Origin of the sequence: Pseudomonas sp. DD1, assembly GCF_044510355.1 — a bacterium.
Lineage (GTDB): Bacteria > Pseudomonadota > Gammaproteobacteria > Pseudomonadales > Pseudomonadaceae > Aquipseudomonas > Aquipseudomonas shahriarae.
This window is the reverse complement of sequence record NZ_MSAJ01000005.1, coordinates 16,846-31,383: the sequence shown is the minus strand read 5'-3', so window position 1 is coordinate 31,383 and position 14,538 is coordinate 16,846. Positions and strand designations below refer to the sequence as shown.

Below are 14,538 nucleotides of genomic sequence, written 5' to 3'. Positions count from 1 at the left end.
ATATCGTGAGCGCGGTGGTTTCCGATATGTCGTCTACGCTGATCAATGCCGTATATGACATTATTTTTTCTAAAGGAAAACAATCTGAGTGCGGTAGGGATTTTTTCAGTGACGCAATGGTCGGATAACCGTCGCCTCGTGTCGTATTGGCTATATCCAGGGCGTTGTCCCTGTATTTTCAGTTGGTTATTCAGATCTATCGTGTAGTGGGCAGCCAGCGTCCACTTTTAGAAGGGTGTCCCCATTTTGAACAGAGCTCCCCAGGTGCAAGCCCCCGTGGTGTCCGATGAAATTGATTTATTTGATCTGTTCCACTCAATCTGGCGACAAAAGAAACTGGTCATCGGTTGTACCCTGTTTGCCGGCGTGATTGGCGTTGGCTATGCGTTGCTGGCGCCCCGTGAATATCAGGTCAGCAGCGTGCTGCGCCCGGCGGCTATCAATGAGCTGGATGCCCTCAATCGCTCCGAAGTCTACAAATTGCCACCAGCGGACGCACTGGCCAAAGTCGGCGCGCAACTGGATTCGTATGACGCACGACTGAGCTTCTTCAAGGCCAACCCCGCGTTGTTCCAGGCGTTTCAGGAGCCAGGGCGCAGCCTTGAACAGAGTTTCGAAGCGTTCAACCGTAACTCGATCAAGCTGATCCTGCCCGATCCGAAAAAATCCGACTCCCTGAGCAGCTATATTCGTCTCGAACTGCAATACCCCACGGACATTGACGGGGTGGCGATTCTCAACGGCTTTGTTGATTACGCCATTGCCGCAGAGCGTGAGCAGGTGGGCGCCGACCTCAAGGTGATCGTCAACAACCGCCTTACCGAGCTCAAGGGCAAGATTGACGCGGCGCGCTCCAATTATGAAACCGACAAGGAATCGAAGATCGCCAAGCTGCTGGAGGGCGACAAGCTCAAACGCGCACAGCTGGAAGATGAACTCAGTGCCTTGCGCCTGCAGATGAAAATGCAGCGTTCCAACCGTCTGGCAGAGTTGAATGAAGCGATCTCGATTGCCAAGTCCATGGGCATCAAGAACCCGACCACACCTTCGTCCATGGCCGATGCCGGGCGTAGTGGCTCCAGTCAGGTGATGCGTACCGAGGTCAATAACCAGCAGATTCCCCTGTACTTCCTCGGCACCGATGCCCTGGAAGCCGAGCGCACGGCTCTGCAGCAGCGTACCAATGACGACTTCACCAATAGCCGTGTTGCGGAAATCGGCAAGGAGCTGCAACTGCTGGAGGTCAATCGCCAAGTCGAAGTCATGAAGCGGCGGGGCAATGAAGATATTTTCCTGCAGGACGTCGAGCCCTTGCGTGCTGAAGTGGCACGCCTGCGTGGCCTGAACATTGATATGAGTGCGTTGAAACTGGTGACGATTGACCGGCGCGCGCAAGAGCCGCTGAGCCCGATCAAACCGAAAAAAGTCCTGGTGGTTGCATTGAGCCTGGCCGTCGGCTTGCTGCTGGGGATGTTCGTTGCGCTGGTTCGCCATCTGGTCCTGACGCGGCGCCAGACTGTGGCCTATTCAGGTCTGGACGATGACCGTTTTACCCGGCGTGAACGCAAGGATGACTCGCCATTGGGCTGAGTCACACCGGACCTTTCCCGGGCTGCGTCGCAGCCCGGTACTCCCGCCACCGCCCGTTCGAGGTGGCGCGGCTATACAGTCGGAAGACACCTTTTCACAATTCTTAGTTAACCTTTGGTTACAAACTATGGCTAAAATAACTGCCATTGGCCACTATCCGAATTGTCTCCAAGACGGTCGTGGGTCTGTTAATGAATTGTGATTTCAGGTGCTGCATTTTCCATCCCCAGCCCGGTAGGGCCTGGCGGAGCAGCCTGTACTCTTCTGATATGTGACGAATTCTCGTGAAACTCATTATTGTTGCTCTGTACGTTGCGTCCATTGCGTATGTCCATCTGCGTGGCCGGGTGCGACATAAGCTGGGCCGTCAATTAAGCGACCACTCCACCTTCCTCGCCCCGGTCAATTGCTTCCTTTACCTGTTCTCCAAGCTGCCCGGCCGGCCGTACCTTGCCCCCAGTGACTTCCCCGACCTGAGCCCGCTCCAGGAGCATTGGCAGGAGATCCGCGAGGAAGGCCAGAACCTGATGCGCGCCGGCGAGATCAAGCGCTCCGACCAATACAACGACGTGGGCTTCAACTCGTTTTTCAAATCGGGCTGGAAGCGTTTCTACCTCAAGTGGTACGGCGACAGTCACCCCTCGGCCATGAAGCTGTGCCCGCGCACTACCGAGCTGGTGCAAAGTATCGGTTCGATCAAGGCGGCGATGTTTGCCGAACTGCCGCCAGGTTCCAGGCTGGTCCGCCATCGCGATCCTTATGCTGGCTCCTATCGCTACCACCTGGGGCTGGATACGCCCAACGATCCAGGCTGCTACATCAACGTGGACGGTGAGAATTATTACTGGCGTGACGGCGAGGCGGTGATGTTCGATGAGACCTACATCCACTACGCCGAAAACACCACGGCGCAAAACCGCATCATTCTGTTCTGCGATATCGAGCGGCCGATGAAATATCGTTGGGCGGCTGCATTCAATCGCTGGTTCAGCCGCAACGTCATGGCGGCCGCCGGCTCACCCAATGATGCCGGGGACAAGACCGGTGGCTTGAACCGCGCCTTCACCCGCCTGTACAAGATCCGCTTGCGGGGCAAGGAGCTGAAAAAGCGTAACCGCACCCGCTATTACCTGGAAAAGTGGGCGATCTTTGCCGGTTTGGCAGTGATTTTTATCCTGATCTGAGCATCAGCCCCCTTGCCACCGGGGGGCTCTATTCAGGCGGCTGGGCCCCCAGCTTCTGCCACATCTTCTTGCTGAGCCGCTGGCGGTTGGCATAACCCGCCCAGGGATCGGCTTTCAGGCTGTTTAAGCGCGCCTGCAAATTCGTCACATTCCATTGCTGGGCGCTGCGCAGGCTGTCGAGTTCATCTCGGCTGATGGGCACGGAAACCGGCAGCCCCGGGCGGGCACGTACCGAATAGGCGGCGACGGTGCTGGCACCGCGGCCATTGCGCAGGTAGTCGATAAAGATCTTGCCGATGCGGTTTTTGGGGCCGCTGGTGGCGGTAAAACGCTCCGGCAGTTGCTGTGTCATGAACAGCGCAATGGCCAACGATGTTGTCCTTGGTGTCCTCCTTGCCGGTGGTCTTGTTGATGCGCTTATAGCCCACGGGGTCCATGCTGCGTTTGTCCAGCCAGTCGAAATCCACGCCCTGGGCCGAGGTGGCCGAGACCAGCGACACGGGGATGTGTACCAAGCCGAAGCTGATTGCGCCTTTCCATATTGCCCGTGGCATAGCCGTGCTTCCTGATGGGGAATGGTCTTCAGGTGACCTGCAGCCGCTGGCAAAAGTTTCGGCTGTCGGCCGGTTGGCACAGGGGCATTCGAAAAGCCGTGTTACACCTGCCTGGAAAGTATTTAGTTACCAAATCCGAACCCAGGGCGTAGCGTGTTATCGAATGCAGGTATTCCTCGCCCTATAGAGGTTTTGTCATGAACAGCCGTACACGCAGCCTTGCAGTACTGGCCCTGGGCCTTGCCTTGAGTGGCGGGTTGCAGGCGCAAAACCTGCCCGGCAACAACAACCCGTATAACAGCCCGATCAAGCGGGCCAATCCCAATAGCATGCAGGGCACCCAGCCCAATACGCCCGCCGCCCGCGGTACCTACACCGCGCCGGTACCGCGGCCGCCGACCCTGGAAAACGGCGGTATCGGCAATCGCTATCCGCAACGTGATGCAGCGCCCACACGCCCTGCCACCCAACCTTCAGCCCCGACACAAGATGCCAATGGCAATCGCCGGCCCTGAACGCAAGGAACCCCACGTATGTTTCTACGCAAAACCCTTTTAGCGACCTGCTGCGCTGCCGCCCTGGCAAGCGCGCTGCCCGCATTGGCCGCCGAGACCCGCCAGTTCCCCAGCGAGCAAGGCAGCCTCACCGCGACCCCGATTGTCAAAGGCCTGGACCATCCCTGGGCGGTGGCGTTTTTGCCCGACAAGCAAGGTTTCCTGGTCACCGAGCGGCCGGGCGCGCTGCGCTATGTGAGCAGTGATGGCAAATTATCGGCGCCGTTGAGTGGCGTGCCGCAGGTCTGGGCCAAAGGGCAGGGCGGTTTGCTGGATGTGGTGGTGTCACCGGATTTCAAGGAAGACCGCCTGGTCTACCTGTCCTACGCCGAAGGTGGCGGCAAGGGCGGTACGGCCGGCACTGCGGTAGGCCGTGGCCGTTTGAGCGATGACTTGAGCGGCCTCAAGGACTTCCAGGTGATCCTGCGCCAGGAGCCCAAGCTCTCTACCGGTAATCACTTTGGCTCGCGCCTGGTGTTTGACCGAGATGGCTACCTGTTTGTGACCCTGGGCGAGAACAACGATCGGCCCACGGCTCAGGACCTGGACAAGCTGCAAGGCAAGGTGGTGCGCATCTACCCGGATGGCCGCGTGCCGGATGACAACCCGTTTGTCGGCCAGCCGGGAGCGCGGCCGGAGATTTGGTCCTATGGCCAGCGCAACCCCCAGGGCGCGGCGCTGAACCCGTGGACTGGCACCCTCTGGGAAAACGAACACGGCCCGCGTGGCGGCGATGAAATCAATATCATCGAACGTGGCAAGAACTATGGCTGGCCCCTGGCGACCCACGGCATCAACTATTCCTTGCTGCCGATTCCCGAGGCCCGTGGCAAGACAGCCGAAGGCACGGTCGGCCCCCATCATGTGTGGGAAAAGTCACCGGCCATCAGCGGCATGGCGTTCTACGACGCTGACCGCTTCAAAGCCTGGCAGCACAACCTGTTTATCGGCGCCCTGGCCAGCCAGGAACTGATTCGCCTGCAGTTCGAGGGCGACAAGGTGATCCACGAAGAGCGCCTGCTGGGCGAACTGAAGGCGCGTATCCGCGATGTACGCCAGGGCCCGGATGGTTTCCTGTACGTACTCACGGATGAGGAGGATGGCGTGTTGTATCAGGTGGGGTTGAAGCAGGATTGACGGGCATTGCAGGAGCCGGCAAGGACTGGACGCCCCCCGGCTCCTACAAGGTTACAGCCCCAGTTCGGACAGCCCCGGATGATCATCCGGGCGCCGTCCCAGCGGCCAGTGGAACTTGCGTTCGCTTTCCTTGATCGGCATGTCATTGATGCACGCATGCCGATTGGACATCAGACCGTCCTGGTCGAACTCCCAGTTCTCGTTGCCGTAGGAGCGGAACCAGTTGCCGGAATCGTCGTGCCATTCATAGGCATAACGCACCGCGATGCGGTTGCCGGTAAACGCCCACAACTCCTTGATCAAGCGGTAGTCTAGTTCCCTGGCCCATTTGCGCGTCAGGAAGTCCTTGGCCTGCTCGCGGTTATGGGCGAATTCGGCGCGGTTCCGCCACTGGGTGTCCAGGGTGTAGGCCAGCGACACGCGTTGCGGGTCACGGGAGTTCCAGCCGTCTTCGGCGAGACGGATCTTTTCAATGGCCGATTGCTCGGTAAAGGGCGGTAAGGGCGGACGCACGTGTGCATTGGCGGTCATTTGACTGCTCCTTTGGATCGTTAGTTGTTAAATCCGTACAACTTTCAAAGTGCCAATAAGTTCTGCGCCATGCATTGCGCATTATCAGCGGCGGTGACATCGCCCATGATCAGGGCGATGGTAATGGCGCCATCTACCAGTATCAGCAGTTGCGCGGCCTGCTGCTCCGGGGCCGGGGTGCCATGTGCCTCGCACAGTTCAAGCAGATACTCGAACAGTTTCTGTTTGTGTGCCTTGGCCAGTAAACGTACCGGGTCTTGCGGGTTACCGGTTTCGCCGCTGGTGTTGATAAAGGCGCAGCCGCGAAAGTCCGCAGAGCCGAACCAGGTCTTCAGAGCGCTGAACACGCCGAGCAAGCGGGCGCCGCTGCCGGCGTATTGCTCGACCTCGCTGCGCAGCCACTGCAACCAACGCTCATCGCGCCGCTGCAGGGCGGCGATCACCAGTTCGTCCTTATTGGCAAAGTAGCGGTAGATACTTTTCCTGGAGACGCCGGCGGTTTTCACCAACAGATCCATACCGGTGGCCGCAATGCCGTGCCGATAGATCAACTTTTCGGTGACGTCCAGAATAATGTCGCGGGTTTCACTGCTGGTCATATCGTTCATGCTGCAAACAGTAGAACGATCGTTCTTCTTGGTCAATCAATTATTTTCAGTGGCCAGTGGGCAGACCTGAGGACCCCCCATGGTGTAAGCTCTCGGGCTCTTCGGATTCGATCATTGCGAGCCCTATGCCGTCGTTATTCAAACGTTCCCTGTTGCCCAAGTTGCGCGGTTTCCCCCTGGCCACCGACGCGATTGAGGTGCTGTCCGGCGCTGCCGAGTTTCGCCGCTGCCTGCTGGAGCAAATCGCCCAGGCCCAACACCGCATCTACATCGTCGCCTTGTACCTGCAACAGGACGAAGCGGGCCAGGAGGTGTTTGACGCGCTGCACGCCGCCAAGGCCGCACGGCCCGAACTGGATATCGTGGTGATGGTGGATTGGCTGCGTGCCCAGCGCGGGTTGATCGGTGCGGGCAAGCAGCCGGGCAACAGCGCCTGGTACCAGGCAATGACTCAGTCGCATCCGACACATGTGCCGGTGTATGGGGTGGCGGTGCAGACCCGCGAGCTGTTTGGCGTGCTGCATCTGAAGGGCTTCGTGATCGACGACAGCGTGCTGTACAGCGGCGCCAGCCTGAACAATGTGTATCTGCACAAGTTCGATAAATACCGCTTCGACCGCTATCACCTGATCCACAACAAGCCATTGGCCGACTCCATGCAGCACCTGGTGGAACACGGCCTGGTAGCGGCCAAGGCGGTACACCGCCTGGACCTGCCCAACCTGCCCACCACCCGCAGCCTGCGCAATGACATTGGCGACCTGCGCAGCCGGCTCAAGCACGCGACCTATGACACCACGGCCGGCCAGGCTGGGATTGGTGGGTTGTCGGTCAGCCCGTTGTTGGGAGTGGGCAAGAACAACCCGCTGAGCCGGGTGATCTGCGAGCTGATCGCCAGTGCCCAGCAGCAGTTGACCATCTGCACCCCGTATTTCAACCTGCCACTGCCGGTGACCCGGGAAATCAACCGGGCCCTGGCCCGTGGGGTGAAGATCGACATAATCGTCGGCGACAAGACCGCCAACGACTTCTACATCCCGCCCAGCGAGCCTTTCAAGATCATCGCCGCGCTGCCGTATCTCTACGAAATCAGCCTGCGCCGCTTTGCCAAGCGCCACCAGCGCATGATCGACAGTGGCCAACTCAACCTGCACCTGTGGCGCGACGGGGATAACACCTATCACCTCAAGGGCATGTGGGTCGACGAGCGCTATACCTTGCTCACCGGCAATAACCTCAACCCCCGGGCCTTCCGCCTGGACCTGGAAAACGCCTTGCTGATCGACGATCCCCAGGGCCAGTGGTTGGCGCCACGGCGCCGCGAGCTGGAGGACATTTTCCAGCACGCCACGCGGATCCAGGGCTACCAGCAGTTGCAGACACTGGTGGATTACCCCGAAGCCGTCGGCAAGTTCCTGCGCCGGGTCAGTCGCGTCCGAGTCGAGCGCTTGCTTTACCGGATCCTCTAGTGGCGCGGTGCCGGCCAGAGTGCAATGAGCAACAGCAGGGCAGCGGCGACCAGGTAGGGTAGCCGCGGTTCAACGGCATAGATCAGGGTCCCGGCCAGCGGCCCGACCACCACGCCCAGCCCTTGCGCCGCACCCACCGACCCGGCAGTGGCGCCTTGTTCCGAGGCGTCCACCGCGTTGGCCGCCAGGGCGGCGAACGATGGGAAGATCCAGCCCATGCCGGCCGCCGAGACGAAGAAACACAGCCAGAGGATCCACGCCGTATCGGCGAACATGCTCCCGGCAAACCCCAGGGCCGAGACAAGCGCGCCGACGCGGATCAGCCGCAGGGGTGGCCATTCCAGCTTGCGCACCAGCAATTGCGAGCAGATCAAGGCCAGGCCGACCATGGTCAGGGCGATCCCGGCGGTTTGTGCGGCGTCGGCGGGGTTCATCTGCAGGCGATCCAGGGCAAAAAAGCCCACCGTGATCTGGGCAATCGACACGCAGAGCATCGCCGCAAAGGCCACCACCAATGGCCGGCGCAAGCGTGGGTCCGAGAGGTTGACGGCCTTGGGCGGTTGTTTGAGGTGCAATTCCTGGCGCGGCAGTTTCATCAGCAACACCAGAAACCCGAGCATCGGCAGCAGCGCCATCACATAAAACGGCAGGCTCAGGCTGTGGCGGGCCAGCAGCGCGGCAATCGCCGGGCCCAACACCAGGCCACAGGCGTTGGCCGCCCCCAGCGAGGCCATGGCCTTGGCGCGATGGGCCGGCTCGATATTGTCCGCGATCAGCGCATAGCCCCCCACTGGGATCGCCGCGTAAAACACCCCGATCAACCCGCGCCCGAGCACCAGCCCGATAAATGCCAGCATCGCCGAGGGCAGCAGTTGCAGGGAGGCGTCGATAAACACGCACAGGGCCCAATAGGCCAGGGTGAAGCCCCCGGTGCCCAGCAACAGCACGCGCCGCCGACCCAGGCGATCACTGGCCTGGCCCCAGGGCCGCGCCAAAAGCATCCAGATCACACCGGACACCGTCACCGCCGCGCCGGCCTGCCAGGTCGCCAGCCCCAGCACCCGAGCGATGGGGCCGATCAGCGAGACAAACGCCATCATCGCCATGGTGCAGGCCATATTGGCCAGCAGCAGGGGGCGCAGGTTGAAGGGTGTGGGCGGAGCGGCATCAAGGCGGGTGGCCGAATGAGGCATGGGAAATCTTCCGTGAGTGGGAATCTATGGAACGTTATAGGTAAGACGGTTAAACGCACAGCGCGATTAACCCGGATGATAGGGATCTACAGCTGTGGGAGTGGGCTTGCTTGCGATGGCGGTGCTTCAGTCACTCTGGGCGGTGATTGAACCACCGCCATCGCAGGCAAGCCAGCTCCCACATTTGATTGTGGTGTGGCGAACATTTTCTGCTCGCTGAGACCCCTGTGGGAGCAGGCTTGCCCGCGATGGCGGTGGGTCAGGCTCAGAGCCGCTAGCGTTGAGGTGTCAGTTCAAACCCAGTTTGCCACGCAGGGTCGACAGGTCTTCGGCCAGGGTGTTGACCGGGCCCACCAGGGCCTTGCGGTCGCTTTCCTTGACCTTGTCGTAGGTTTCAAAGCCGCCATCGGCAGTTTTGTATTTGGCCAGGATGGTGTTCACCGTGGCGAAGTTCTTGTCGACCTTGGCCAAAAACGCCTTGTCCTGCTGTTCGATCTGCCCACGGAACAGGTCGACGATTTTTTTCGCTCCGTCGATATTGCCCTGGAAGTCATACAGGTCGGTGTGGCTGTAGCGGTCTTCTTCACCGGAAATCTTCGTGGCGGCCACTTCTTCGAGCAATGCGGCAGCGCCGCCGACGACTTTTTCCGGCGGGAAGGTCAGACCGGCAACGCGGGTTTGCAGATCCTTGACGTCCGTGTTCAAGCCGTCGGCAAGGGTGCCCAGGCCCTGGGTAGTGTTTTCGGCAAACAGGCTGTATTCAATGCGGTGGAAGCCGGTGAAGTCTTCGGCTTTCACACCTTTTTCGTGGTCGTCGACCCGTGAGTCGATCGATGCATCGAGGTCGCTGAACAGCTCGGCGATGGGCTCGATGGATTCGTAGTAAACGCGGGTGGGCGCGTAGAGTTTTTTCGCGGTGGCCAGGTCACCTTTTTTCACCGCGTCGGTGAAGGCCTGGGTCTGGGTCACCAGTTCCTCGATCTTGTCGGTGACATAGATCTTGTAGTCCGACACCGGGCCCACCAGATCCAGGGGCGCCGGCGCGGCAAAGGCCGCGAGCGGAGAAAGGCTCAATAACAACGCAAGAGACGACATGTTCATGGGGCGGTTTCCGCTGTGGAGGGTTAGGTCTTGGCAGTGCTGTGCAGCAAGGTTCGGCCGATGAAATCCTGCGGCCCGGTGGCGCCCGGCAAGGTGAAGAAATACCCGCCGCCCACTGGCTTGAGGTATTCCTCCAGGGGCTCGCCATTGAGCCGGGTTTGTACGCTGATAAAGCCTTTCTCCAGGTCCGCCTGATAGCAGATAAACAACAGGCCCATGTCCAGCTGGCCGTTCTTGTTGACGCCGTTGGAGTAGTTGAATGGCCGACGCAGGATCAGGTTGGCCTGGGTCGCGGCCGTGCGCGGGTTGGCCAGGCGGATATGGGCATCGAGCTTGGTCAGTTTGCCGGCCGGATCCTTGCTGTAGTCGGGCACCTGGGCTTCGCTGTGACCGTCCATGGGCGCGCCGCTGGTCTTGATCCGGCCGATGATGCTTTCCTGCTCCTGCAAGGGCGTGCGGTCCCAGCGTTCGACGAAATTGCGGATGATCCGTACCGCCTGGTAGCTGCCATGGGCGGCCCACGCGGGCTCATCACTGCCGGGCTGGACCCAGACCAGTTGGTCCATGGTTTTGGTGTCGTTGGAGTCGGGGTTGGCCGAGCCATCGCGAAAGCCCAGGAAGTTGCGTGCGCTCTGCGCCGGTTGCCCGGCACGGGCAGGGGCCTGGGGCGGTACGCTGCCTTCCTGTTTCCAGCGCACCAGCAGCAGGTCCGGCAGGTTTTTCACGATATCGCGCAGGGCGTGGATATTGGTGTCGGGGGTGTTGGAGCTGAACTGCAGGCTCAAATCACCGTGGCACTGCGCCGGTTCCAGGGCGTCGTTGGGGAAGCCGACCATGCGGATCAGGCGCTTGGGTTTGGCGGCGGCCAGGCCGAAACGCTCGTCGAACAGCGATTCACCCACCGATACGGTGATGGTCAGGTTATCCGGGCTGACCACCGGGCCGAGGATCCCGGAGTCGCTGGGCGGCAGTTTCGGGTCGACTTGCGGCACGCTGCCGCCGGTCATCAAAAAACGGATGCGCTGGTTGAGGGTGCGAAACAGGCGCTCCAGGTCTTCGCGGTCGCTGGCCAGGACGTCGAACGCTACCAGCATGCCGCAGGCCGGGCGGGGGGTGACGATGCCGCTCTGGTGCTTGCCGTGGAAGGCCTGGTGGTCCTGGGTTTTTTCGCTGTTGGGCGCGGTGGTGACCTGGGCTGCGCCGGCTGCCATTGCCGGGCAACTGAGGCTGCTGCCGGCAATCGCGGCGCCGGTGGCGGCCATCCCGAGCAACACACGGCGGCGTTGGGCGTTGAACTGTGGTGAATCACTCATGTGTTTGGTCGTCTTCACTTAAGGCCGGAGAGGCCAAGGGCTGGGTCGATTCCATCGAGTGCGGCGGCCAGAGCCTTGGCCTTGTCGGCGATCAGCTGGCGCTGAGCGGCGGTAACGCGGTTGTAGCTGCGGTAATGGCCATCGACTTGCAAGTCGTCGAGTTGCGCGGCGAAGGCGTTGATCGCGCTATCAATTCCCGGCAGCAGGTCGGCGGCGGACTTGGTCAACAGCGGCCGCATCAGGTCCACCACCTTGCGCGTCACCGTCAGGTTGGCGGCAAAACCGTTGAGGTCGAGGTGGCTGTAGCGCTCCTCTTCGCCACTGGCGGCGCGCACGTCGGCCAGGCTGTTGAGGTTGCGCACCAGGATGCTTACCAGTTGCTCGGGCGGCAGCGACTGCGCCAACAACTGTTGCTTGAGGGTGGTGACATCGGCCAGCAGACGCTGGGCAATCGGTGTCAGGTCGCCGAGAGTGTGCTGCTCAAACAGGCCGTACTCCAGGCGATGGAAGCCGCTGAAGGCCGGGTCTTGTTCACGGCTCTCGAAGTAATCGGCGCGGGCATTGATCGCGTTGTCCAGCTCGGCCAGGCGCTGGGCCGCCGGGGCCAGTCGTTGGTAAGCCTCGCGAGCCGGCAGGTACAGGGCCTGGGCCTGTGCCAGGTCGCCGGCGGCAATCGCTTGTTCAAGGGCGCTGACGGCCTTGATCAAAGCGCCACCCTGGCTGCTCAGGTACACGCGAAATTCCGACAGCGGGCCGATAAAGGCCACCATCGAGGGCTTGGCTTTGGCCTGGGCGTCAGACTCGGCCGTCGGGGTTACATGCAGGGTGCCGCGTGGGTTGCTCAACAGGCCGCAGGTGATGGCGTAGTCGCCCGGCAGCAGGTTGGCGTTGATCACCTGGCTCAAGCCCGGCGCAATGTTTTCGCGCTCTTCGACCACCAGCACGCCGTCAAGGATTTCCCACTCCACCGCGCGATCCGAACGGTTGATGATGCGAAAACTCGCACGGCCCGCCGGTACGCTCAGGGCGTTGGGTTCGCAGGCGTGGGCGTGGATGATCACGGCGATTTCGTTGTGATTGACCTGGCGCTTGGCGGCGGCCAATTGCGCGGCGTAGTAGAACAGGCCGCCGGCGGCGATCATCACGATCACCGAACCGGCGACCGCCCAACGCAACGCGCGGGGTGGTGAGGCAGGGGCTGGGTTTGGCAAGGGACGACCTTACTGGCTGGAGACGGAAGAAGGGGTTATCGGCGCGGCGGGCATAAAGAACATCGCCAGCGCCAGCACCAGGTAAATCAGGTAGGCGCCCAGGGTGCTGACGGTCGGTGCGTCCTGGTAGCCGAACATGCCGGCCAGCACCGAGCCCAGCGGGCCATCCATCGGCAGGGTTGCGCTGAAATCGAACAGCACGCCTTGCAGGTGGTTCCACACCCCGGCTTCATGCAGGGCCTGCACCGAGTTGGCGAGGATCCCGGCGGCCACCACCAGGATGAACAGCCCGGTCCAGCGAAAGAACGCACCGAGGTTCAGGCGCATGCTGCCCCTGTAGATCAGGAACCCGACGATGATCGCCAGCACCAGGCCGAGCAGGGCGCCGATGGGCGCGGCCGGGCCTTCGCTCTGCTGGAACACCGCCAGCAAGAAGAACACCGTCTCCAGGCCTTCACGGGCCACGGCGAAAAACACCATGGCGATCAGGGCAAGCACCTGGTTGCGCGAGCCGGCCAACGCGTGATCCAGGGACTGGTGCAGGGAGTGCTTGATCGAGCGTGCGACCTTGCGCATCCAGAACACCATGGAACTGAGAATCCCCACGGCGACCAGGCCGACAATGCCTTCGAACAGCTCTTGCTGTTTTTGCGGGAACTCGGCGCTGACCAGCTCCAGGCCACCGCCGACCAACAGGGCCAGAGCGGCGGCGAGAAATACGCCGATCCATACCGCTGGCATCCACTGACCACGGCCGGTCTGTTGCAGGTAGCTGGCGATGATGCCAACGATCAATGCGGCTTCAATGCCTTCGCGCAGCATGATGAGAAAGGGGACGAGCATCGGGCACCGCAACGTAATTAGTTAGGGTGCTAAGTTGTAACATAATGATACTCATTACTAAACAGAGGATCTTGACGTTTTCTGAACGCGGCCTGAACAGCCCTCTATGTCGTTGCTGCGTGGGTATGTGTTCCTTACAAGCCAACACGCTCCTACAATGGCCGACCTACAAGATTGAGCCCTGGCCCATGTCGGAAAAAGACACAATCTCCATCCACCTGGTTCGTGAAGCCCTGTTGCAGAGTTGCGCCCCCGGTGCGGCGACGTGGGAGGCCCTGAGCAAGGTCGGGATCGACCCCGCGTTGCTGGAGCAGCCCGCCGCCCGGGTTCCGGCGCTGGCGTACGCGCGGCTCTGGCGCTTGCTGGCGCGGCGCCGGGATGATGAGTTCTTTGGCATGGACCCGCGCAAGTTGAAGTCGGGCAGCCTGGGGTTTTTGTGTCGTGCCTCCATGGCCCAGCCCACCCTGGGCGAGGCTCTGGAAACCGGCCTGGGCTTCCTGTCGTTGATGCTTGAACACCTTCCCGCGCAGCTGGTGCGTCAGCAAAGCCTGGCGGAAATCGTGCTGCTGGAACCTGAGCCGGAACCACGGCGCGCGTTTACCTACTTTTGCTACTGGATGATCGTCCACGGCGTCGCCTGCTGGCTGGCCGGCCGACGCATCCCGATCTTGGCCATCGAATTGCGCAGTGCGCAGCCGGCGTTTTGTGATGATTACCAGGTGATGTTTTCCGACAACCTGCGTTTTGATCGCACCCGTACGCGCATGATCTTTTCGGCAGACTGCCTCGACCTGCCGGTCAAGCGCAGCCCCGAGGAACTCAAGCGCTTCCTGGCCCAGGCGCCCGCCAATATCCTGGTCAAATACCGCGACCCGGACAGCCTGGCGATGCGCATCAAACACGACCTGCGCCAGCGCCCGGCCCAACAGTGGCCGGAAACCGACAGTCTGGCCCATGAGTTGTGCATGTCCGCTTCGACGCTGCGCCGGCGCTTGGCCGAAGAAGGGCAGACGTACCAGGGGCTCAAGGACAGCGTGCGCAAGGAGCTGGCAGTGGTGTGGCTGGCCGAGGCCGATATCAGCTTTGCCGAGATCGCCAGCCGCCTGGGTTTTGCCGATGTGAGCTCGTTCTACAAGGCCTTTCGCAAATGGTCGGGCTCCAATCCCGGGCATTACCGCAGCTTGATCCTCACGGAATCCAGCTGAGTTGGATCAGCGCAGCTCCCACCTTTGATCTTTGTGACCGTCTTT

General features: G+C 61.2%; 13 protein-coding genes and 2 pseudogenes. 6 read left to right on the top strand and 9 right to left on the bottom strand.

What is annotated here, in order from left to right:
• The first annotated feature begins 246 nt into the window (after positions 1–246).
• Both PSFL_RS04200 and lpxO read left to right on the top strand, forming a co-directional pair.
• On the top strand, positions 247–1,590 hold the full coding sequence (locus tag PSFL_RS04200) for an LPS O-antigen chain length determinant protein WzzB (protein WP_057440105.1): 1,344 nt from the start codon (positions 247–249) through the stop codon (positions 1,588–1,590).
• A 284-nt stretch (positions 1,591–1,874) separates the two neighbouring features.
• On the top strand, positions 1,875–2,774 hold the full coding sequence (gene lpxO, locus PSFL_RS04195; RefSeq protein ID WP_057440106.1) for a lipid A hydroxylase LpxO: 900 nt from the start codon (positions 1,875–1,877) through the stop codon (positions 2,772–2,774).
• A 28-nt stretch (positions 2,775–2,802) separates the two neighbouring features.
• Here lpxO and ligD read toward each other — a convergent pair.
• Together ligD and PSFL_RS04185 are read right to left on the bottom strand one after the other, a co-directional pair.
• Positions 2,803–3,177 (bottom strand): annotated as a pseudogene (ligD, locus tag PSFL_RS04190) (ATP-dependent DNA ligase); the annotation flags it as partial.
• Positions 3,143–3,328 (bottom strand): annotated as a pseudogene (locus PSFL_RS04185) (Ku protein); the annotation flags it as partial. The pseudogenes ligD and PSFL_RS04185, both read right to left, overlap by 35 nt.
• 197 nt (positions 3,329–3,525) lie before the next feature.
• Between PSFL_RS04185 and PSFL_RS04180 the strand changes: the two are divergent.
• Positions 3,526–3,843 (top strand): hypothetical protein, encoded by a 318-nt coding sequence (locus PSFL_RS04180; RefSeq protein WP_169961018.1) that lies wholly within the window; start codon positions 3,526–3,528, stop codon positions 3,841–3,843.
• A gap of 18 nt (positions 3,844–3,861) precedes the next feature.
• The gene (locus tag PSFL_RS04175) at positions 3,862–5,019 is read left to right on the top strand and encodes a PQQ-dependent sugar dehydrogenase (RefSeq protein WP_397469742.1); all 1,158 of its coding nucleotides are present in this window, start codon (positions 3,862–3,864) and stop codon (positions 5,017–5,019) included.
• A 51-nt stretch (positions 5,020–5,070) separates the two neighbouring features.
• Here PSFL_RS04175 and PSFL_RS04170 read toward each other — a convergent pair whose 3' ends face one another.
• Positions 5,071–5,550 (bottom strand): nuclear transport factor 2 family protein, encoded by a 480-nt coding sequence (locus PSFL_RS04170; RefSeq protein WP_057440109.1) that lies wholly within the window; start codon positions 5,548–5,550, stop codon positions 5,071–5,073.
• Positions 5,551–5,594: 44 nt separating this feature from the next.
• Positions 5,595–6,158 (bottom strand): TetR/AcrR family transcriptional regulator, encoded by a 564-nt coding sequence (locus PSFL_RS04165; RefSeq protein WP_397469741.1) that lies wholly within the window; start codon positions 6,156–6,158, stop codon positions 5,595–5,597.
• Positions 6,159–6,283: 125 nt separating this feature from the next.
• Here PSFL_RS04165 and pssA point away from each other — a divergent pair, with 125 nt between their 5' ends.
• Positions 6,284–7,627 carry a CDP-diacylglycerol--serine O-phosphatidyltransferase gene (pssA, locus tag PSFL_RS04160; RefSeq protein WP_169961020.1) on the top strand — a complete coding sequence of 448 codons (1,344 nt, stop codon included), beginning with the start codon at positions 6,284–6,286 and terminating at the stop codon, positions 7,625–7,627.
• Here pssA and PSFL_RS04155 read toward each other — a convergent pair.
• From PSFL_RS04155 to efeU, 5 genes are all read right to left on the bottom strand, one after another.
• The gene (locus tag PSFL_RS04155) at positions 7,624–8,820 is read right to left on the bottom strand and encodes an MFS transporter (RefSeq protein WP_057444795.1); all 1,197 of its coding nucleotides are present in this window, start codon (positions 8,818–8,820) and stop codon (positions 7,624–7,626) included. The two genes, pssA and PSFL_RS04155, sit on opposite strands and share 4 nt — an antisense overlap.
• A gap of 288 nt (positions 8,821–9,108) precedes the next feature.
• Complete coding sequence (efeO, locus tag PSFL_RS04150; RefSeq protein WP_115128161.1) at positions 9,109–9,921, bottom strand: iron uptake system protein EfeO; 813 nt, start codon at positions 9,919–9,921, stop codon at positions 9,109–9,111.
• 23 nt (positions 9,922–9,944) lie between these two features.
• A complete protein-coding gene (efeB, locus tag PSFL_RS04145) occupies positions 9,945–11,234 on the bottom strand; it encodes an iron uptake transporter deferrochelatase/peroxidase subunit (RefSeq protein WP_200660827.1) in 1,290 nt (429 codons plus the stop codon).
• Positions 11,235–11,248: 14 nt separating this feature from the next.
• Positions 11,249–12,445, bottom strand: a complete 1,197-nt coding sequence (gene efeO / locus PSFL_RS04140) for an iron uptake system protein EfeO (protein ID WP_397469740.1) — start codon at positions 12,443–12,445, stop codon at positions 11,249–11,251.
• 9 nt (positions 12,446–12,454) lie between these two features.
• Entirely contained in the window at positions 12,455–13,288 is an 834-nt protein-coding gene (gene efeU, locus PSFL_RS04135; RefSeq protein WP_057440113.1) for an iron uptake transporter permease EfeU, read from the bottom strand.
• A gap of 188 nt (positions 13,289–13,476) precedes the next feature.
• Here efeU and PSFL_RS04130 point away from each other — a divergent pair, with 188 nt between their 5' ends.
• Positions 13,477–14,493: an AraC family transcriptional regulator gene (locus tag PSFL_RS04130; RefSeq protein WP_057440114.1), complete on the top strand. Its 1,017-nt coding sequence runs from the start codon at positions 13,477–13,479 to the stop codon at positions 14,491–14,493.
• The last annotated feature ends 45 nt before the right edge of the window (positions 14,494–14,538 follow it).

Coding starts and splice junctions, on each gene's coding strand:
- PSFL_RS04180 (WP_169961018.1), top strand. CDS start 3,526: ATGAACAGCCGTACACGCAGCCTTGCAGTACTGGCCCTGGGCCTTGCC.
- PSFL_RS04175 (WP_397469742.1), top strand. CDS start 3,862: ATGTTTCTACGCAAAACCCTTTTAGCGACCTGCTGCGCTGCCGCCCTG.
- PSFL_RS04170 (WP_057440109.1), bottom strand. CDS start 5,550: ATGACCGCCAATGCACACGTGCGTCCGCCCTTACCGCCCTTTACCGAG.
- PSFL_RS04165 (WP_397469741.1), bottom strand. CDS start 6,158: ATGAACGATATGACCAGCAGTGAAACCCGCGACATTATTCTGGACGTC.
- pssA (WP_169961020.1), top strand. CDS start 6,284: ATGCCGTCGTTATTCAAACGTTCCCTGTTGCCCAAGTTGCGCGGTTTC.
- PSFL_RS04155 (WP_057444795.1), bottom strand. CDS start 8,820: ATGCCTCATTCGGCCACCCGCCTTGATGCCGCTCCGCCCACACCCTTC.
- efeO (WP_115128161.1), bottom strand. CDS start 9,921: ATGAACATGTCGTCTCTTGCGTTGTTATTGAGCCTTTCTCCGCTCGCG.
- efeB (WP_200660827.1), bottom strand. CDS start 11,234: ATGAGTGATTCACCACAGTTCAACGCCCAACGCCGCCGTGTGTTGCTC.
- efeU (WP_057440113.1), bottom strand. CDS start 13,288: ATGCTCGTCCCCTTTCTCATCATGCTGCGCGAAGGCATTGAAGCCGCA.
- PSFL_RS04130 (WP_057440114.1), top strand. CDS start 13,477: ATGTCGGAAAAAGACACAATCTCCATCCACCTGGTTCGTGAAGCCCTG.